The 20,382-nt window shown below is 62.8% G+C and carries 10 protein-coding genes; 1 reads left to right on the forward strand and 9 read right to left on the reverse strand.

Annotated elements, in window-relative coordinates:
- Positions 1-719: 719 nt before the first annotated feature.
- Complete coding sequence (locus tag IC234_RS11605; protein ID WP_190924725.1) at positions 720-1,298, reverse strand: GNAT family N-acetyltransferase; 579 nt, start codon at positions 1,296-1,298, stop codon at positions 720-722.
- A gap of 162 nt (positions 1,299-1,460) precedes the next feature.
- Between IC234_RS11605 and IC234_RS11610 the strand changes: the two genes are divergently transcribed.
- Positions 1,461-3,509 (forward strand): HelD family protein, encoded by a 2,049-nt coding sequence (locus tag IC234_RS11610; protein WP_190924728.1) that lies wholly within the window; start codon positions 1,461-1,463, stop codon positions 3,507-3,509.
- Positions 3,510-3,530: 21 nt separating this feature from the next.
- Here the strand turns inward: IC234_RS11610 and IC234_RS11615 are convergent, their stop codons facing one another.
- The 8 genes from IC234_RS11615 to IC234_RS11650 all read right to left on the reverse strand — a co-directional run bounded on the left by IC234_RS11615 (position 3,531) and on the right by IC234_RS11650 (position 20,326).
- The gene (locus tag IC234_RS11615; RefSeq protein ID WP_190924730.1) at positions 3,531-6,002 is read right to left on the reverse strand and encodes a GH32 C-terminal domain-containing protein; all 2,472 of its coding nucleotides are present in this window, start codon (positions 6,000-6,002) and stop codon (positions 3,531-3,533) included.
- 17 nt (positions 6,003-6,019) lie between these two features.
- Positions 6,020-7,522, reverse strand: a complete 1,503-nt coding sequence (locus IC234_RS11620) for a glycoside hydrolase family 32 protein (RefSeq protein ID WP_190924733.1) — start codon at positions 7,520-7,522, stop codon at positions 6,020-6,022.
- 340 nt (positions 7,523-7,862) lie between these two features.
- Positions 7,863-9,548 carry a RagB/SusD family nutrient uptake outer membrane protein gene (locus IC234_RS11625; RefSeq protein ID WP_190924735.1) on the reverse strand — a complete coding sequence of 562 codons (1,686 nt, stop codon included), beginning with the start codon at positions 9,546-9,548 and terminating at the stop codon, positions 7,863-7,865.
- A gap of 113 nt (positions 9,549-9,661) precedes the next feature.
- Complete coding sequence (locus IC234_RS11630) at positions 9,662-12,703, reverse strand: SusC/RagA family TonB-linked outer membrane protein (RefSeq protein ID WP_190924737.1); 3,042 nt, start codon at positions 12,701-12,703, stop codon at positions 9,662-9,664.
- A gap of 27 nt (positions 12,704-12,730) precedes the next feature.
- Complete coding sequence (locus IC234_RS11635) at positions 12,731-13,624, reverse strand: carbohydrate kinase family protein (RefSeq protein WP_190924740.1); 894 nt, start codon at positions 13,622-13,624, stop codon at positions 12,731-12,733.
- A 135-nt stretch (positions 13,625-13,759) separates the two neighbouring features.
- Positions 13,760-15,091 carry a sugar porter family MFS transporter gene (locus tag IC234_RS11640; RefSeq protein ID WP_190924742.1) on the reverse strand — a complete coding sequence of 444 codons (1,332 nt, stop codon included), beginning with the start codon at positions 15,089-15,091 and terminating at the stop codon, positions 13,760-13,762.
- 180 nt (positions 15,092-15,271) lie between these two features.
- Positions 15,272-18,043: a substrate-binding domain-containing protein gene (locus IC234_RS11645; RefSeq protein ID WP_190924743.1), complete on the reverse strand. Its 2,772-nt coding sequence runs from the start codon at positions 18,041-18,043 to the stop codon at positions 15,272-15,274.
- Between the two features lie 150 nt (positions 18,044-18,193).
- A complete protein-coding gene (locus IC234_RS11650) occupies positions 18,194-20,326 on the reverse strand; it encodes a glycoside hydrolase family 97 protein (RefSeq protein ID WP_190924744.1) in 2,133 nt (710 codons plus the stop codon).
- Positions 20,327-20,382 lie beyond the last annotated feature (56 nt).

Here is a 20,382-nt window from a genome sequence, read left to right on the forward strand (position 1 = left end):
ATTAGGCCTGCCGCTAGCGTTCATCCTGAGCCAAGATCAAACTCTCCATTGTAAAAATGTCTACACCCAGGCGAACCCGGGCTGATGTCGAGTGCGAATCCGACCCGTTTTAACGAGCTTAATTCAATGTTACGTCTGTTGTCGGTTTGTTTTACGTGTGTAGAACAAACCTTACCATTTGTCTTTTCCAGTCATTCAAAGAACGTGTGCTAGCCCCAATTGGACTGACATTGTTGCTACACCCATGGTATAGCTAAGTGGCTTTCTTCGTCTCCTGCCTGCTTGTTTCAAGCCGGGCGATTAACAGAGGTGGCACTCTTTTTAGTTCGCGTTTCCTAATCTTTTTCGCTTCCGTCCGAAGCGTCTTTCGTGATTGGGAGTGCAAAGGTACCAGGAGTTTTTTAGTCTGCAAGGTCATAGCGTAAAAAAATTTGTTGCCTCACTGATTTTCTACTCAAGGATAGCTGCAATTTATTGGTAGGCAGCAAAGTATGTTTGGGGCGGTATTTGATATTTTTTTGGGGCTTCAAGCGTTGTTAGCAGTTCCTTAAGTCCTGGCGCGCTTTGCGAAGCTGAACATAGTAGGCTTTGTGCTGGGGTGAGCCCTCAATGCGGAGCGCCGATGAAGCTGAAAGCTGCTCACTGGAAACGTGGGGTTCTTGATACTAATGTTCAAATGCTTACTTAACGGTAGATGACTGTGAACTGGGATGGTAAGTTCAGCAGATGCTGGGCTGCGGGGTTGGGACCGTGGGTTGGTTTCTTTGGGTCCAAGAGGACTTAATTATCTCATATACAAAGTTCAGCTTGGGAGACTCGCCGAAATAGGCCACTTCCTGCTCGGCTACCTTGGTGGCTCCCAGCCGCTGAATGGCGACTTGTGAGCGCACATTGCCGGCCCCGATGTGGAAACGCACTGTTTCGACGAATTGAAATAGGTAATTTAACAGGAGTGCCTTGACGGCCGAATTGATGCCTTTGCCCCAGTGCCGGGTGCCATAGAAGGTGTAGCCGATGAAAATGCTGTTGTCCTCGCGCTGGTAGTCGTAGATGCGGGTGCTTCCCAGCACGGCGCCCGTGGCCTTAGCTACTACCTTGAATGCGCCGCCGCTGCGCAACGCGCCTTCGAAGAAGGTAGCGAACACGGGCTGCTGCCACCGGTCGCGGTTGGGGTGCTGGGCCCAGATGGCGGGGTCGGCGGCCACGGCATACAGCGCGGCGAAATCGGCTGGCTGCAAGGGCAGCAGTTGCAGGGTATCGGTTTCTAAGGACGGCTGAAGGGAAAAGGGAGGCGGCATGGTGGACAAACTGGTGATGAGGCAAAGGTGCTATGGGAGATGGGTGCGCTACTTGGGCGTTACATGCATGGTAATGGCGGCGTCTGGCTCGAGAGCAGAACTTAGGCGTGCAGCGGAAATTTGCCAGCACCTTTGCACTCCATTTAGCAAGTGCCGCCCGGGATGAACGCAACAGAGCAGGAAGAGAGAGAATATCTGGAAGAAATAAAGGAGAAGCTGACGCTGGCCATCCGGCGCGGCGATGAGGCCGTGCGGCAGCATTCAGAAGAGCTGCGCGAGAAAAAGCAGTACATCCACGAGCACCAGTCGGGCATGGACGAGGCCGACATGGTGGCCGCCGACCAGTCTATCAACCGCATGGCTTTCACGGGGGAGGCGGCGGTGGGGCGCAAGCGCCGGCTGCTGAAGCTGGCGCAGTCGCCCTATTTCGGCCGCATCGACTTCACAGCGCGCGGCAGCAAGGAGGCCACGCCGGTGTACATCGGCGTGCATTCGTTTCTGGACGAGCGCCAGCGCAAAGGGTTGATTTTTGATTGGCGGGCGCCCATCTCGTCGATGTTCTATGATTTCGAGCTGGGGCCGGCTTCATACCAAACGCCATCCGGCATTATTGAGGGCCATATTGGATTGAAGCGGCAGTACAAGATTCGCGACGGCCGCATGGAGTTCATGCTCGACAGCGGCGTGAACATTCACGACGACGTGCTGCAGCGCGAGCTGGCCAAGTCGTCGGACGACAAGATGAAGAACATCGTCGCGACCATTCAGCGCGACCAGAACGCGGTGATTCGCAACGAAACCGCGCCGGTGATGGTCATTCAGGGCGTGGCTGGCTCGGGCAAAACGTCCATTGCGCTGCACCGCATCGCCTTTTTGCTGTATCGCTACCGCGAGAGCATTCGGGCCAAAGACGTCCTCATCATTTCACCTAACAAGGTGTTTGCCGACTACATTTCCAACGTGCTGCCCGAACTGGGCGAGGAGCACCTCCCCGAGCTGGGCATGGAAGAGCTGGCGGCCGACCTGCTGGGCAGCCAGTTCGGCTTCCAGACCTTTTTCGAGCAGGTGTCGGCGCTGCTCGAAAACCACCACCCGGCGTTCATTGAGCGCATTCAATTCAAGGCGTCGTTTGAGTTTCTGAGCCAGCTAAACCAGTACCTGCTGCACGTCGAGAACCACTACTTCGCGCCCACCGAGCTGCGGGTGGGCAGCACGCGGGTGCCGCAGGCGTTCATTCAGGGTCGGTTCAAAGCGTATCATCGGGTGCCGCTATTGAAGCGTTTTCCGCTGGTGGCCCAGGACGTGCGCGACCACGTACGCGACGTTGCTAAGCGTAAGCTCACCGGCGGCGAGAAGAATACCATCGGCGAAGCCATTCCGCGCATGTTCAAGTTTGCCAGTGCGTTGGAATTCTACCGAGATTTTTACCGCTGGGTGGGCCGGCCCGAGCTATTCCGGCACGAGCCTGGGCGGAATCTGGAGTACGCCGACGTATTCCCGCTGATTTACCTGCGCATCCGGCTGGAAGGCCTTGCGACTTACGACCACGTGAAGCACTTGCTGGTGGACGAGATGCAGGACTACACGCCTGTGCAGTACGCGGTGCTGTCGCGGCTGTTCAGCTGCCGCAAAACCATTCTCGGCGACGTGAGCCAGACGGTGAACCCCTACAGCGCTTCCTCGGCCGAAACCATCGAGCGCGTGTTTCCGCAGGCGGAAGTGGTGCGGCTCTATCGCAGCTACCGCTCCACGATGGAAATTACGGCCTTCGCCCAGCGCATCACGCCCAATCCTAACATCATTCCGCTGGAGCGGCACGGGCCGGCACCCGCGGTGCTGCGCTTCCATAGCCAAGCCGAAGAGCTGCAAGCCATTCAACGGCTGCTGCAGGATTTTGCGGGCTCCGGCAACCAGTCGCTGGGCATCATTTGCAAAACGCTGCGGCAGGCTGAGCAGGCGCACGCGGCGCTGCAAGGTTCCGGCGTGCATTTGCTCACCGACGAGTCTACTACCTTTAAGGAAGGCGTCGTTATCACCACGGCGCACTTGGCCAAAGGGCTGGAGTTTGATGAGGTCATCGTGCCGTTTGCCGCGGCCCGCACTTATAAAACGGAAGTCGACAAGAGCATGCTTTACGTGGCCTGCACCCGGGCCATGCACCGGCTCACGCTCACGTACTCGGGCGAGGTGGCGGCTTTTTTGGCGGATTAACTATTCAGTGTGCCTTCCCCGCTAGCGGTTGAGCATGATTTTCCGGGTCTGCGTCGCCCCGCCATCAAACCGGTAGCGCAGCACGTAGAGGCCGGCGGCTAGCTGCGATGGCAACTGCAGCGCCGTGGTGGAACTGCCGGCCGCCACGGGCAGCGCAAAGCGGTGGTGTACCCGGCCATCGAGGCCGAGCACTTCGCCGCGCAGCTGACCGGCGCGGCGCGCCTGCGTGGCCAGCAACACGGTGCCGGTGGTGGGGTTGGGAAAGGTGTCGAGCTGCGACTCGGCGGCTTTGGCGGGCTGGGTGCTGCTCACCACGGCCGGGATGTTCAGCGCCCAGACCTGGGCCGAGGTAAGGGTGGCGTTGCCGCCGCGCACGAACATGTCCACGGCGTTGCTGTTGGCGCTGGCTGGGTACATGCGCGTGGCAAAGGCGTAGCGACCATTAATAAACACCTCCACGGCCGAGCCGTCGATGAAGATGCGCCACTCGGCGGGCTGGCCGGTGGGCAGGTCCAGAAACTCGGTAATGACGTCGTACGGCGTGTTGGGATTGGTGGAGGAGGCGCTGCGGTCGACCACCACCTGGCGCGTCTGGTAGTCGTAGGAAATGCGCGTCTGCTCGTTGCCGCTCGCGCTTTTGCCCAGCACAAACCCCACTTGCTGGGTGGTGGCGCCGGGCTGCACGGTGGCGCGCAGCTCCAGCTGCCAGCCGCTGACCGTGCCCAGGAAGTTGCGGCCCGTGGCGGTCAGGTTCACGTTGCTGAAGCTGGTGGCGGCGCCGCGCAGCTGGGTCAGGTTGGGGTGTGGGGCTTGGTAGAGGGCGCCGTTTTGGAGGGTCCAGGTGCGGGGCAGGCCGAAGACGTGGGCGTAGCCGTTGGTGTACGCCTTGGTGCCGGGCACCTGGTCGGGGATGACGCCGATGGCCGTCACGTTGCCGGCCGCGTCGGTGTTCACGGCGGGCGAGAGCAGCGCATTCACCACGTCGAGGTTGCGGGTGTACTGCTGGTCGGGCGTGAACTGGTTGTTGGCAAAGTCGCCCAGCCAATACAGCGCCCGCGCCGGGTTGGAGCCCTGCGGCACCTTGTTCACCAGCAGCAGGCGCTTAGTGCCAAAATCCCAAAAAACGGGCATTTCCCAGAAAATACCCGAGTTATCCAGCGCCGGGTCGCCGGTGAATAATTGCCCCACGAACTGCCAACTCACCAAGTCGGCCGACTGGTACAAAAACGCCGTGCCGGCATCCGCCGGGCTCGCCAGCCCCGAACCCACTAGCATCTTCCACCCGTTGCCGTCGCGGAAAACGTAGGGGTCGCGGAAGTCGCGGTTGGGCACGCTGGCCGGCGCTCCGGTCACGAGCGGGTTCTGCGGCAGCTTTTGCCAGTTTAGCAGCGGGGCATCGGGCGTGGCCGTGCCGATGCCGGCCTTCACGCCATCCACGCCGGTGTAGACGATGGTGGGCGTGCCGTTGTTCACCACCACGTGGCCCGACCAGATGCCCACCTGGTCGAAGGAATTGGGTGTGGGCCACAGGGCCACCGGCAGTTCTTCCCAGGCCAGCAGGTCGCGGCTGCGCAGGTGGCCCCAGTTCAAATTGCCCCAGTACGGCCCGTTGGCGTTGCGCTGGTAGAACAAGTGGTAATAGCCGTTGTGGTACACCAGGCCGTGGGCCTCGTTGCACCAGTTGGCGGCCGGGCTGGGGTGGTAGCGGGGCCGCAGGTAGTCGCCGGCAAAGCGGCTGGCCGGAATGCGCAAATCCGGCGCCGCGGCCGGCGCCCGGTACGCCTGCGCCACCTGCGTGGCCGTCAGCGGCCGGCGCAGCAGCGCCACGTCGTCGAGCACGCCGTTCAGCACGTTGGTGTCGAAGTCGCCCACCCGCTCGGTGCGCGGGTATTTACCCAGGAAAACGGTGGTGGGCTGCCAGCCCACCGGGCCGGGCGCGAAGGTGAAGACCTGCAGCAGCTGGCCGTTGCGGTAGAGGCTCAGGCGGCCATGCTGGGTGTTCATCGTCAGGGTGACTTGCTGCCACTGGTTGTGGGCCAGTAGCTGGGTGGTCACGAACCGCTCGCGGGCGCTGCCGGCCGACACTTCGGCCACCAGCCGACCAAACTCGTCCACGCTCAGGGCCAGGCCCTGGCCGGTGGTCGGGTCGCGGTGCGCCCAGATGGCGGCCGGCTTCACGGGGTAAGATTCCAGCGCCAGCCAGGCCGTGAGTGTAAGCGAATCGGACAGAATGTTCGTCGGCAAAGCTCCTGTGAACCACACCGAATACCCATCGGTGCGCACGGCCGCGCCGCGGGCGCCCACCACCGCATCCAGCGCCGGGCGGAAAGTGGGCGACGGGTACGCCTGCTGCGACACCCGCTCGACGATACGCTTGCCCTGCACGTTGTCGAACGACCAGTGCGCCAGCGTGTCGGATTGGGCGTGCGCGCCCAGCGTGGCCAGCAGCACCGGTAGCGTGGTGCGGGCCAGTAGTTTCAGAAAAGCCGTCATGGAAAGGAGGTTTCGGGTTAGAGCGTGTTGATTTTCAAGCTCGTGATTTCGGCCGCGCCGCCCTCGGCCACCAGGGAAATGCGGCCTTCTTGTTTGGTTGGAAAAACCACGTCGGTGAGGACGTGGGCGCCGTCCTGGGCGAAGACTTCCACCGAGGCCTTGTCCACCAGCACGCGCAGCTTCAGGCGGCCGTTGGCCAGGGGCACTTTCATGGTTTCGGCGCTGGAAAACTTGGGGTTGAAGGCCACGTTGCCGGATTTGGTCCGGTCCAGGATGAGGGTTTGCTGGGCCACGTCGTAGCGCAGGGCGGTGGTTTCGCCGGCGCTTTGCAGCACGTTCAGGGTCAGGGTGCGGGCGGTGCCGGGTTTGAGGTCCAGGGTCAGGTCATAAGCCGTGCCTTTGTAGGGCACTTCGTAGGTCTTGGCCACGGTTTTGGCGCTCACGGCGAAGACCGTTTTCTCGCGGGCGGCGAGCTCGGCCACGGGCTGCTGCACGAGGCTGATGTCGTTGCCCACGCGACGCAGGCTCAGCTCGCGCGGCACGGTCATGGCGCTGCGCCAGGGGGCGGTGGGCACGGTGGTAGCGTAGTCCCAGTTGTTCATCCAGCCCAGGAAGATGCGCCGAGCGCCGGTGTTGCCCCAGGTCACGCCGGCGTAGTTGTCGCGGCCGTAGTCTATCCAGCGGGTGCGGGTGTTGCTGGGCGTGAAGGTTTTGCCATCGAAGTCGCCCACGAAATACTGCGTGGCCGAGCCGCCCTGCGGCCCGCCGGGGTTGATGCTGATGAGCAGCACCCAGTGCGTTTTGCCGTCCAGCGTCAGTGGAAACAAATCGGGGCATTCCCACACGCCGCCGTGGCCGCCCAGCTTCTCCCCAAACTCGCTGAGCTTGGTCCAGTCCTTCAGGTTGGGCGAAGCAAAGAAGGTGATGCGGTCCTTGGTGGCCAGCGTCATCACCCAGCGCTTGCTGGGCGCGTGCCAGCTCACCTTGGGGTCGCGAAAGTCCTGAATGCCGGGGTTTTTCAGCACCGGGTTGCCGGCGTATTTCGTCCAGGTTTTGCCGGCGTCGAGGCTGTAGGCCAGACTCTGGTTCTGGAAGGTGCGGGTGCCGGCTTTCTCGCCCTTGGGGTCGTGGTGGGTGAAAATGGCCACCAGCGGCACCTGCCCGTTCTTGCCGAAGCCGGAGGTGTTCTGCGCATCCACCACGGCCGAGCCCGAGAAAATGTAGCCCAGGCTATCGGGGTAGAGGGCAATGGGTTGCGGCTGCCAGCGCACCAGGTCCTTGCTGGTGGCGTGGCCCCAGTGCATGGGCCCCCACACGTCGCCGGCCGGGTAGTGCTGGAAAAACAAGTGGTACTCGCCCTGGTAGAACACCATGCCGTTGGGGTCGTTCATCCACTTCGCCGCCGGCGTGAAATGGAAGCTGGGCCGGTACTGCGGGGTGGCCGCCGGGGCGGGCGTCTGGCCCTGGGCCAGGACCGGCAACGTCAGCAAAAAGCCCGTTAGCAGCAGGAGGTTTTTCATGCGCGATATTAGAAAAAATCAGGGTGGCCGACTGGCCAAAGTTCCATAAGCGAAGCGCTGCTCCCGACTCCGGGTGCCGCTGGAGCGGCGCATCAAACGGAAGCGGTTCCCGCCACTTCGGTTCTCACCATGATGCATGGCCCGGGGTCTGCTAGTCCCACCCAGGGAGCAGGCGCCTCGCTTTTTTTGGGGTTGGGTTGGTGGTGTTGGGCGCAGTGGGGCGCCTCACCCCCGGCCCCTCTCCTCAGGGAGAGGGGAGCCTGACGAATTCGGCAGGAGCAAGACCGGTGTCCCCTCTCCCTGAGGAGAGGGGGGCAGGGGGTGAGGCGCCCGCCAGCACTTACCGATAAAACTGGTTCTGCGTCAGCACGCCGCCGCTGCGGTCGATTTCGTTCTGCGGGATGGGCAGGTACTCGTTTTTATTGGCCGTGAAGCGGAAGGCTGATAGAAAGGGCCGCTTGGGCGTTTCCTGCTGGGCGTAGGTGGTGAGGGTCGCGGCGGCGTCGCCGTAGCGCACCAGGTCGTAGAAGCGGTGGCCTTCCATGCATAGCTCCAGGCGGCGCTCCATGCGCAGGGCTTTGCGAGCGTAGGCCTGCGTCCAGCCGGCGGTGGGGTAGGTGCCGATGCGGTAGGTGGCGGCCGGGGCGGCGCCGTTGAGCGTGAGCACGGGCGGGGTGTTGGCGGCGCGGGTGCGAATCTGGTTGATGAGGGCGCGGGCGTCCTCCAAGTTGCCGCCCGATTCAATCAGCGCCTCGGCCTTCCACAGCAGCAGGTCCGAATACTTGATGAGCGGGAAGTTGAGCGCGCCCAGCGCCCACGGGAAGCCCTGCGCGGCCCGCAGCGGCGAGTTCACATAAATGATGTTTTTCTTCTTCGAGTAAGGCCCGTAGGTGGCGCCTTCGCGAATCCAGTTGTTGCCGTACACCTCGCCGCGGAAGTCCTTCCAGGTGATGCCGGGCCGGCCGATGGCGTGGTCGAGGCGCGGGTCGACGGGCACGGTGGTGGCGCTGGGCGACAGGTCGGAATTGTTGAACGTGTCGAGCAGCGGCAGGCCGTTGGCGTCCACTTTGAAGGCGTTCACCAGGTTCTGGCTGGGGCGGTGGAAATGGTCGCCGCCGCCGTAGGCCGGGCCGGGAGGCGAGGTCAGCAGGTCGCCCCAGTTCAGCAGGCCGCTGGTGGTGGAGCCGTCGGTCACAGTGGTTTCTACCGCAAAAATGTTCTCGCCGCCATGCTCCACGTTGGGGTCTGAGTACAAGGCTTCGAGGTTGGCTTGCAGGCGGTACTGGCCGGAGTTGATGACCTGGTCGGCGGCCGTGATGGTTTCGGCCCACTTGCGCTGGTAGAGGTTCACCTTGGCCAGGTAGGCATAGGCCACGAACTTGTTCACGCGGCCCAGGTCGGTTTGGGTGGGCGGCAGCACCAGCGCGGCGGCCGTCAGGTCGTCGGTGATTTTTTGCCAGAGCTGTTCCGAAGTCAGCGTGTTGGCCACCTTGCCTTCCTGGCCTTCCACCACGCTCTCGTCGAGGTAGGGGAAGGTGTAGAAGTGGCGCTTCAGCTCGAAGTAGTAGTGGGCGCGCAGCACGCGCACCTCGGCAATGCGGGTGGCCTTCTCGGGGAAGCCGGCGTCGGGCACGCTGTTCAACGATTTCAGGGCCTTGTTGCAGCGGGCCACGGCAAAGTACAGGGCGCGCCACTTGCGCTCAATCAGCGAGTTGTCGGGTGCGATGATGCCCAGCTCCAGGCTGTTGAGCTCGCCCAGGTCGCCGGTGCCGCCGCCGCCTTTGTAGGCGTCGTCGGAGCGCACGTCGGAGTAGCTCCAGTTGGAGGCGGGGTTGAAAATCGTTTCAATCGGGCCGTTGTACACGCCGTCGAGCAGGGCGTAGGAGGCCACCACCAGCGCCTCGGCGGCGGTTTTGTTGCTCAGGTCGCCGGAGCTGAGCGAGCCTTTGGGGTATTGCTCCAGGATGTCTTCTTTGCAAGCCGTCGCGGCGCAGGCCAGCAGCAGGCACATTACTATCTTTTTCATGGTCGTGGGCGGGATTTAAGATGGTTGTTAGTTGCTCGTTGTCAGTTGTCAGGACCGTTGTTTAAGCCTGACGGACAACTGACAACGAGCAACTGACAACTGAAGCAGGAGGGTTAGAAAGTGACATTGGCGCCCACCGTCAGCGACTTGGAGTGCGGGTAGGCGGTTTGGCGCAGCACGCCGGTTTCGAGCGTGCCGCCGTTCAGCACCTCGTAGTCGAGGCCTTTGAAGGAGGTGAAATTGAGCAGGTTCTGGCCTTGCACGTAGAAGCGCACCCGCGACAGCCCGCTGAGTTTGCCGGTCAGCGACTGCGGCAGCGAGTAGCCCAGCACCAGCGACTTCAGCCGCAGGTAGCTGCCCTTGCTGATGAAGTAGCTCGACGCCCGCAGCTCGTCGTTGGTGTTGATGGTGGTGAGGGCCGGAATGTTGGAATCGGGGTTCTGGGCCGAGAAAGCCGTGAGCAGGCCCGTGCCGTGGTTGGAGTTGAAGTACAGGAAATCGGTGTTCGACTTGTTGAAGTCGTAGATGTCGTTGCCCACCGAAGCGTCCCAGAACGCGGCCAAATCGAAGCCCTTGTAGCCGGCCGTCAGGTTCAGGCCCAGGGTGTAGTTGGGGAAGGGGCTGCCGATGTACTGCCGGTCCTTCACGTCCACCACGCCGTCGCCGTTCAGGTCCTTGTAGCGGATGCGGCCGATGGCCTTTCCGGGCTGGTCGGCGTGGGCCGTTACCTCCTCGGCGGTGCGGAACAGGCCGTCGGCCACGTAGCCGTAGAAGGCGCCCAGCGGCTGGCCTGGCGCAATGCGCGACACCCCGCCGATGATTTCGCTCTTGCCGTCCTCGCCCAGGGCGATGACTTCGTTGCGGATGCGGGTGAAGTTGAAATCGGCTCCGTACTGGAAGGCGTTTTCGGCCTTGCTGCGGTAGCTCAGTATCATTTCCAGGCCGCGGTTGCGCACGCTGCCGGCGTTGATGAACGGGGCCGCGCCCTCGCCGTAGGTGGCCAGCAGCACGGGGTTCACCAGCAGGTCTTTGGTGTTCTTCACGAAGTAGTCGGCGGTCAACGTCAGGCGATTATCGAGCGCGCCGAGGTCGATGCCGAAGTTGAGCTGCTCGGCCGTTTCCCACTTGATGTTCTGGTTGCCAATCTGGGTGGTGATGAAGCCCAAGCGGGCCGCGCCGTTGCCGCCGGCCAGGTCGTAGTTCGAGAAGTCGGGGCGCGAGGCATAGAACGTGGCGGCCGTGTAGTCGCCGATTTCCTGGTTGCCGTTGCGGCCCCACGAGGCGCGGAATTTCAGGTCCGTGAGGTAGCCGTTGTCTTTCAAAAACGACTCATTAATGGCACGCCAGGCCGCCGAGAAGGCCGGAAACACGGCGTGGCGGTTGGCGGGCCCGAAGCGCGAGGAGGCATCGCGCCGCACCGTGGCCGACAGCAGATAGGTTTCGCGGAAACCATAATCCAGGCGCGCAAACTGCGAAATCAGGGCGTTTTCGGCCCCGCCGCCGTGGGCGCTCTGCACGGTGCTGCCCGCGTCGAGGTAGCGGAAATCGGGCGTTTCGAGGAAGAAGCCCTTGGCGCGGGCGTCGAAGGCCTCGAAGCGGTTGTGAATGCGCTCGTAGCCCAGCAGGGCCTGCACGCTGTGCTTGCCGCTGGTCCAGTTGTAGTTCAGCGTGCTGGTGTAGATGGTGTTGAGGGCCTGGAACTGCGACTCGGTCAGGAAGTTGTCGGTCGTCACGAAGCGGCCTTCGGTGAAGCGCGGCTCGAAGTTTTTGAAGCGGAAGAAGTTGGCGTCCACGCCCACCGAGTTGTTCCAGGTCAGGCCCTTCACCAGCTTCAGATTGGCAAACACGTTGCCGAAGGTTCGCCAGGTGTTCTTGCGGTTGTCGCGGGCCCGGTACAGCTGCCCCAGCGGGCTGAGGCGGTCGCCCAGGTTCTTCACCGGCCCGCCAAAGTTGCCCGCGTTGTCATACAGCGGAATGATGGGGTTCTGATACAGAATGGATTCCAGGGTGCGGCCCTCAGGGTTATCTACCCGGCTGAAGTTGGACACCAACAGGTTTTCGCCCACCGTCAGGCGGTCGGCCAGGTTGAAGCTCGTGTTCACGCGGGCCGTAATGCGTTGGAAATCGGTGTACTTGGCCAGGCCTTCCTCGCGGTTGTAGTTCAGGCCCAGGAAGAAGGTCGACTGCTCGCTGGCCTTGCTGATGCCCACGTTGTAGTTTTGGTTCTGGGCGGGGCGGTACACCTCCTTCTGGTAGTCCACGTCGCCGGCCGGAATGGTCTTGGCATCGTCCAGAAACTGCGGCACCACGGCGTTGGGGCCGGCGCCGTACACGTCGTCGCGCTGGGGCAGGCCGTCGTTTTTCAGGCCCTGAAACAGCACGTCGCCGTACTGCTGGGCGTTGAGCATGTCGAGGTGGTTGCGGCGAGTTTTGGTGCCGTAGTAGGCATCCAAGGTCACCTGCACCTTCTGCGACTTGCCCCGCTTGGTCGTAATCAGAATCACGCCGTTGCTGGAGCGCGCCCCGTAAATGGAAGCCGCCGCCGCGTCTTTCAGCACCTGAAACGTCTCAATGTCAAATGGATTCAGGCCGTCGATGTTCGGCGCGGGCACGCCGTCCACCACGTACAGCGGCGAGTTGTTGTTGATGCTGCCCAGGCCGCGAATGTTGATGCTGGTGTTGGAGCCGGGCGCGCCGTCGGTCGAAACCGTCACGCCGGGCAGGCGCCCCTGGATGCTGGTGAGCAGGTTGGCGTTGGTTTCCTTCAGCGCCTGGCTCACGTCGAGCACGGCAATGGAACCGGTCAAATCGGCCTTGCGCTTGGTTTGGTAGCCCACCACCACCACCTCGTCCAGCGCGCGCGTGTCGGCGGCCAGGGTGAGGTTGAGCGGGCTGCCGGTGGTGGCCGGCACCTCCTGGGTTTTCATGCCTATCGATGAAAACACGAGCGTGGCATTGGGCTGCACGCCCAGCGAGTACGCGCCGCTGACATCGGACGTGGTGCCGTTGTTGGTGCCTTTTTCGAGCACCGTCACGCCGGGCAGGCCGCTGCCGTCGGCGGCCGTCACGCGCCCGCTAACCGGAACGGTGCCTTGCGCGGCGGCGGTGAGAATCAATCCCAGCCACAGCAGCAGGGAGAAGTATACGTTTTTCATGAGTGTGGGAATTTGGAGGTGTTTGTTTTAAAGGGTCACGGGTTGCGCCATCAGCGCCCGGATGTCGTGTTCGCGCAGGGGCGGCGTGGCGCCCTGGTGGGTGGCCACCACCGCGCCGGCCGCGCAGGCAAAGCGCAGGGCCTCGGCGGGGGCGTCGTGCTGCAGCAGGCCGCGCAGCAGGGCCGCCAGAAAGGAATCGCCGCTGCCAATGGTGTCCTTCACTTCCACCGGAAAGCCGGGGCTGCGGAAGAATTCGCCGCCGGTGTAGAGCACCGCGCCCTGCTCGCCGCAGGTCACGCACAGGGTTTGGAGGGCGTAGCGGCGGGCCAGGTTCAGCATGGCCATTTCCAGGTCTTCGGGGGCTTCGTACCAGCCGGCCAGCAGGTCCAGCTCGTGGTGGTTGAGCTTCACGAGGTCGGCCGTGGCGAGCAGGCGCTCCAGGGTGGGCTGGTCGTAGTGCGGGGCGCGCAGGTTCACGTCGAACACCCGCAGCGGCGCCCGCTCCAGCAGCCGAAACAGCGTGTCGGCCGTGGTGGGGCTGCGGGCGGCCAGGCTGCCGTATACAAAGACGTCGGCCTGGTCCACGGCGGCCTCGGTGGCCTCGTCGTACTGAATGTAGTCCCAGGCCACGGGCTGCACTATCTTGTACACCACCTCGTTGCGGTCGCCCACGTTGGCCTTCACCACGCCCGTGAGGTGGGAGTGGCCGCGCTGAATGAGGTCGGTGCTCAGGCCCTGGGTTTCCACGAAGGCCAGCAGCTCCTGGCCCAGCTGGTCGTCGCCCACGCGGCTCACGATGCGCGGCTGCAGGCCCAGGTTGCGCAGGTGCACGGCCACGTTCATGGGCGCCCCGCCGGGCTGCTTGCCGGTGGGCAGCACGTCCCACAGCATCTCGCCGAAACAAATGATGGAATGGTCCATTGGAAATTGGTTTTTTCAGGCTGATTTCAGGTCGTCATGCAGAGCGCAGCGAAGCATCTCGCATGTGGTAGTAATTCAATCGATTGGATTAGTGGCGGCACGCGAGATGCTTCGCTGCGCTCTGCATGACGGCGGCTAGTGCGCAAACACCGCGCGCTCCACTTTTTCCAGTGAAGTGCCTTTGGTTTCGGGCATCACTTTCCAGGCGAAAAGCAGCTGAAGCACCATCATAGCCGAGAAGAAGAGGAACACCATGCCTCCCCCCAGGTAGGCCGCCACCGACGGGAAGCTGAAGGCCACCACGGCCGCCATCAGCCAGTGCGTGAGGCTGCCCAGGGCCTGGCCGCTGGCCCGCACTTCGTTGGGGAAAATTTCGGAGATGAACACCCAAATCACGGCGCCCTGCGAGAAGGCGAAGAAGGCGATGTACACGAACAGCAGCGCCGGCACCGTAAAGCCCGCAAAGTCCTGCGTGTAGAAGGCCCGTGCCACCAGCCCCAGCGTGGCAATCAGCCCGACGGAGCCCACCAGCATGAGCTTGCGCCGGCCAAACCGGTCGATAACCTGCAGGGCCAACAGCGTGAATACCAGGTTTATCAGCCCGATGCCGGCCGAGGATAGCAGAGCCGAGCTTTTGCCCAAACCCGTCATTTCGAAAATGCGCGGGGCGTAGTAGATGATGGCGTTGATGCCCGACACCTGGTTGAAAATGGCAAACAGCACGGCCAGCGTGACGGGCCGCCGGTACTGGCCCGAAAACAGGCGCGGCTGGGCCTCGGTGAGAGCGGCACTCTGCGAAACCAGCAAGTTTTCAATGGTCTGGTCGGCCGTGGCGGGGTTGATGATGGCGAAGATGCGCCGGGCTTCCTCCACCAAGCCGCGCTTGAGCAGCAACCAGCGCGGGCTTTCCGGGATGTTGAGGACGGTGACAAGGAACACCGCGGCCGGGGCGGCCTGCACGCCCAGCATCCAGCGCCAGGCGTTGGGGCCCAGGTCGCGCAGCAGGTAGTTCGACAGGTAGGCCACGAGGATGCCGAACACGATGTTGAACTGGAACATGGCCACCATCTTGCCGCGGGTTTCGGCCGGCGCAATCTCCGTAATGTAGAGCGGCGCGGCCACCGAGGAGGCGCCTACGCCCACGCCGCCCAGGAAGCGGAACACCAGGAACAGGCTCCAGTCGTGGGCCAGGGCCGTGCCCAGAGCCGAGAAGAAGTACGCCAGCGCAATCCAGAACAACGTCTTGCGGCGCCCGAGGCGGTCGGCCGGGAAGCCGCCGAACATCGAGCCCAGGATGGTGCCGAACAAGGCGATGGAAACCGTGAGCCCCTGCTGAAAGGGGTTGAGGTGCCAGTAGTCCTGCAGCGTCTGCTCGACGCCCGAGATAACGGCCGTGTCGAAGCCGAACAGGAAGCCGCCCAGGGCGGCGGTGATGGACCAGAAAAAGAGGCTGCGGGTACGACTCATCGGGCTAGCGTGGATAGGTTGGCTGGGAATTGAATGAGCCAAAAGTATCCGGGCCGCTAGCCCTGGGGCGTCTGAATTTGATTCAAATGCTTTCAAAAGCGAATAAAATCGCAATAGTCAAAATAACAGTGATTTATGGTTAAGTCGGACGAGCGAATTTTAAAAATTGTTACCCGCTTTTTAAGAAACGGCGTCGGTCTTGACGGGGCGCCGGTACTCGCTCGGGGTCTGCTGCAATCGTTGCCGGAACAGGGTCGAGAAGTAGGAGGCCGAGTTGAAGCCAGTGGCGAAGGCGATTTCCGCAATCGTTTGGGATGAGTCGCGCAGCAAGACCTTGGCTTTGTTCAGGCGCACGTCGGTGATGTAATCGGTCACGTTGGTTTGCAGCAGGGCCTGCACCTTGCGGTAAAGCTGCACCCGCGACATGGCCAGCGCCTGCGCCAGCTGCTCCACGCTGAACTCCGGGTCGGCATAATTGGCCTCGATGATGGCCGTGAGCTCGTTCAGGAATTGCTTTTCGCTGGTGTTCTCGCCCGCAAACAAAAACGACGAGCTGAAGCGCCGCTGCACCTTGGCCCGGTTCGCAAACAGCGTTTTCACCGTTTGCACCAGGTAGTCGGTGCTGAAGGGCTTGGTCAGGTAAGCGTCGGCGCCGGCCTTGCTGCCCTCAATCTTGTCCTGAATCTGGCCCTTGGCCGTGAGCAGCACCACCGGAATGTGGCTGGTGCGGAAGTCGGCCTTCACTTGCTGAGTGAGGACAAACCCACTGTTGCCGGGCAGCATCACGTCGCACACCATCAGGTCGGGCACGGTTTCGAGCAGGGCGCGCCAGCCGTCCTCGGCGCTTTCGCAGGCCGTCACGGCAAACTCAGCGCCCAGCTTGTCCACCAAGTAGTTGCGCAGCTCGGCGTTGTCTTCGATGAGCAGGACGGTGATGCGGTCGGCGGCCGGCTCGGCGGCGGGGACGTTGGCCGGGGCGGGCAGGCGGGGCTCGTCCACGTAAGCGCGCTGGCGGGCCTGGTGCTGGGCCAGCTCGGTCAGGCGCTCGTCGGGGCCGAGGTGGGCGTCGCCCAAGGGCAGGCGGAGCGTGAAGGTGGTGCCCGCGCCCACCGCCGACTGCACTGCCAGCTGTCCGTGGTGCAGGTGGGCAAACTCGCGCGACAGCGCCATGCCCAGGCCCGCGCCCAGGCTATACTTCTTCTGCCCGCTGTAGAAGAGGTCGAAGGCGCGCTCCTGTTCCTCGGGGCTCATGCCGGCGCCGCTGTCGGCTAGGGCAATGTGCACCTGGCCCTCGGCCACGCACAAGCTGCCGTGGATAAAGCCGCCGTCGGGCGTGTACTTGAAGGCGTTGGACAGCAGGTTGAACAGAATCTTGTCCAACTTGTGCTCGTCGAACCACAGCGGCAGCGCGGGCACGCTGGCCGTAAACTGCAGGTCGATGCGGTGGTGCTGGGCCTGCTGCCGGAAGTCCTCAAAGATTTCGCGCACGAAGGCCACCACGTCCTGCTCGGCGGCCTGCAGGGCCAGCTTGCCGGCGTCGAGCTTGCGCAAATCCAGCATCTGGTTCACGAGGCGCAGCAGGCGGTGAGCGTTTTTGCGCACCAGCCCCAGCCCGGCCCGGATGTCGCGCTGCGACATGGCCTTCTGGCTCAGCAGGTCTTCGGCCGGGGTCAGAATCAAGCTCAGCGGCGTTTTCAGCTCGTGCGAGATGTAGGAATAGAAACGCAGCTTTTCCTCGGTGGCCTGGCGGGCTTTCTCGGTGGCTTCCTCCAGCTTGCTTTTCTGCTCAATAATCTGGCGGTTGCGCTGGCGCAGCTTCTTGTTCACGGCCAGCTTCTGGCGCATCAGGTAGTAGGCCCACACGCCCAGCGCCACGGCCACCGCCAGGCAAATAAGCGTGATGATGAGCGTGTTGCGCTGCGTGGCGTAGGTGTTATTCAGCAGGCCAATGCGGCTATTGAGCTGCTCGATATTGCGCTGCTGGTCGGTCAGCTTGTCGCTCTGGGCCTTGAGGGCCTGCACGTTGGAGCGGTCAATCTGGAAGGAGCTGAGCGCATACTCGCGCCGCACGGCCTTGCCCCCCAGAATGCGCGCCGCCACCCGAATGGCTTCCTCGCCGCCGGTGGGGTAGAGGAAGGTAGCCGTGAGCGTGCCATCAAGCACCATCTGCAGGCCGCCCCGCGGCCCCGGCAGCCCGTCGATGCCGGCAAACAGGCGCGGGCCGGGCAGGCCGTGCTGGCGGCACACTTCGCGCACGCCCTGCGCCATCACGTCGTTGTGGGCAAACACCAAATCAGCGGTTTGCAGGGCGGCCAGGTGGGCGGCGGCCACGGCTTTGGCGGTGTCCTTTTCCCATTGCCCGCGCAGCTGCTCCGTTATCTGCACCCCGGGAAATTTGGCCAGCGCCGCCACGAAGCCCTGGTGCCGCTCCTGCGCCGGCGAGGAGCTTTGCCGGCCCCATACTTCCACCACGCGGCCGCGCCCGCCGAGGGCCTTGGCCGCCCACTCGCCGGCCATGCGGCCAATCTCGGTGTTGTTGCCGCCGATGTAGGTGTTGTAGGAATCAGAAGTGATTTTGCGGTCGAGCACCACCACCGGCGTGCCCTGCCGAAACAGGCTGTCCACCGCCGCCGAAATCGGGGCCGACTCGTTGGGCGACACGATGAGCAGGTCGATGTGCTCGGCCTGCAGCTGCCGAATCTGCTCAATCTGGCGCTGGGTGTCGTTGCCGGCGTCGCGGTACACCAGCTCCAGCTCCGGGTGCAGCGACAGCTCGCGCCGCATGCCGCTGAGCATGGTTTGGCGCCACAAGTCGCCGCCTGTGCACTGCGAAAAGCCCACCCGGTAGGTTTTGCCGTGCTCCGGGGCCTGGCACCCGGCCAGCAGCACGCTCGCAACCAGGACCAGCAAGCTGGCCCGCCACACGGCAAAGCGGGAGAAAACCACGGACATGCAGCGAAACGGAAAAGGATTGAGCCGTTGAATTTCGTCAAAAACGACTACTTCACAGCGCCTTCGGAAAGGGCCATAACGCATTTGGGCCCCTGGCGCGTGCCAGGGGCCCAAATGTAGGGGTTCGGCCAGATAAAGCGGCCCGCCGGTTTAGCGGCCGGCTTCCACCACGCTGATGGCGTAGCCGCCGCCCGGCGCGCAATACTGCGTCAGCTTGGATTTGCGCGTCACATTCATTTTGCGAATGGTGTAGGCCTGGGGGTTCTTCTCGTAGTGGGCGTCCTTGGCGTCGGCGTAGATGGTGGCCATGTACTTTTTGCCGGGGTCGAGGAAGCTGAAGTTGATGTTCGATGTGCGGCCGTTTTCGTCGTTGGTGCTGCCGATAAACCAGCTGCTCTTGCCCTTGGCCTTGCGGGCAATGGTGATGTAGTCGCCGGGCTCGGCTTCGAGCACTTTCGAGTCGTCCCAGTCCACGGCCACGTCCTTGATGAATTGGAACGCGTCGAGGTGCTTGTTGTAGTTTTCGGGCAGGTCGGCGGCCATTTGCAGGGGCGAGTACATGGTCACGTACAGGGCCATTTGGCGCACCAGGGTGCTGTGCACGAACGACTTGTTCTGTGGGTTGATGGCGCTGATTTGCGTCTGGAAGATGCCGGGCGTGTAGTCCATCGGCCCGCCGATGAGGCGGGTGAAGGGCAGGATGGTGGTGTGGTCGGGGTTGCTGCCGCCGAAGGCTTCGTACTCGGTGCCGCGGGCCGCCTCGTTGCCGATGAGGTTGGGGTAGGTGCGGGCCAGGCCGGTGGGGCGCACGGCTTCGTGGCCGTTCACCATAATTTTATGCTCGGCGGCTTTTTCCAGCACGTAGTTGTAGTGGTTAATCAGCCACTGGTCGTAGTGGTGGTGGCCCAGCGGCACGATGTCGCCCACGTAGCCGGTTTTCACGGCGTTGTAGCCGTTTTTGTTCATGAAGTCGAAGGCGTCCTCGAGGTGGCGCTCGTAGTTGCGCACCGAGCCGCTGGTCTCGTGGTGCATGATGATTTTGACGTTTTTGCTGGCCGCGTACTGCTGCAGCTCCTGCACGTTGAAATCGGGGTAGGGCGTCACGAAGTCGAACACGTAGTCTTTGTGCTTGCCAAACCAGTCTTCCCAGCCGGTGTTCCAGCCTTCCACCAGCACCGCGTCGAAGCCGTGCAACGCCGCGAAGTCGATGTACTCCTTCACGTGGGCCGTGGTGGCGCCGTGCGTGCCGTTGGGCTTCACGGTTTTGTAGTCCACCGAGTCAAGCTTGATGTTGTCCATGTTGGTGTACGACCACGTGCTTTTGCCCGTAATCATCTCCCACCACACGCCCACGTATTTCACCGGCTTAATCCAGCTCACGTCCTTGAATTTGGTGGGCTCGTTCAGGTTCAGCACCAGCTTCGATTCCAGAATGTCGCCCGCTTTATCGCTCACAATGACCGTGCGCCAGGGCGAAAGCGCTGGCGTCTGAATCAGACCCTTGTCGCCCACGGCGTCGGGCGTGAGGTGCGACTCCAGCACAAAGTTCTTGTCGTCCAGGTCGAGGTGCATGCAGGAATAGTCAATCAGCGCCGCCTCGTGGATGTTGATGTAGAGCCCGTCCTGGCTTTTGAGCATGAGCGGCGTCTGCACGCCGGTGGGGGAGAAGGTGGTTTGCGAGGCGTTGGGCGTCACGGCCGCTTTCATTTTGCCGCGCACTTCCGAGAGCTTCGAGGTCACGGTGCTGTACTCCTGGGTGTCGTAGTCGCCCGGAATCCAGAAGGCCTTGTGGTCGCCGGCCAGGGCAAACTGCGTGCGCTCTTCCTTGATGGTGAAGTAGTCGAGCTTGGGCTGGCGCGGAAACTCGTAGCGGAAGCCCAGGCCGTCATCGAACACCCGGAAGCGTACCCGAATGCTGCGGTTGGTGGCGGTCTGAGTGAGCGTCACGGCCAGTTCGTTGTAGTGGTTGCGAATGGTTTTCACTTCGCCCCACACCGGCTGCCAGCTTTCGTCGAAGCTGCGCTGCTTGGTGTCGGCCACGGCAAAGCCGCTGGTGAGGGCGGTGGCGTTTTTCAGGTCCAGCCCCAGCTTGCTGGTTTTAATGACGTCCCGGCCCTTGTAGCTGAGGCGGTAGGTGGGCACGCCGTCGTTTTGCAGCGCAAACGTCAGCCGCAGCTGGCCGTTGGGCGACTTGATTTCCTGCGCGCCCGCTACGTGGCAGAGCAAGCTGAGACAAATTAAAAGCAGGACGTGGGTGGGCCGGCGAAGCGAGAAAGTTGCCATGAAAAGCGGACGAGGTGAGCGGTTGCGGAAACGTTTGCACAAATGACGCAGTTGCG

This window comes from Hymenobacter armeniacus, assembly GCF_014699055.1.
Classification (GTDB): domain Bacteria; phylum Bacteroidota; class Bacteroidia; order Cytophagales; family Hymenobacteraceae; genus Hymenobacter; species Hymenobacter armeniacus.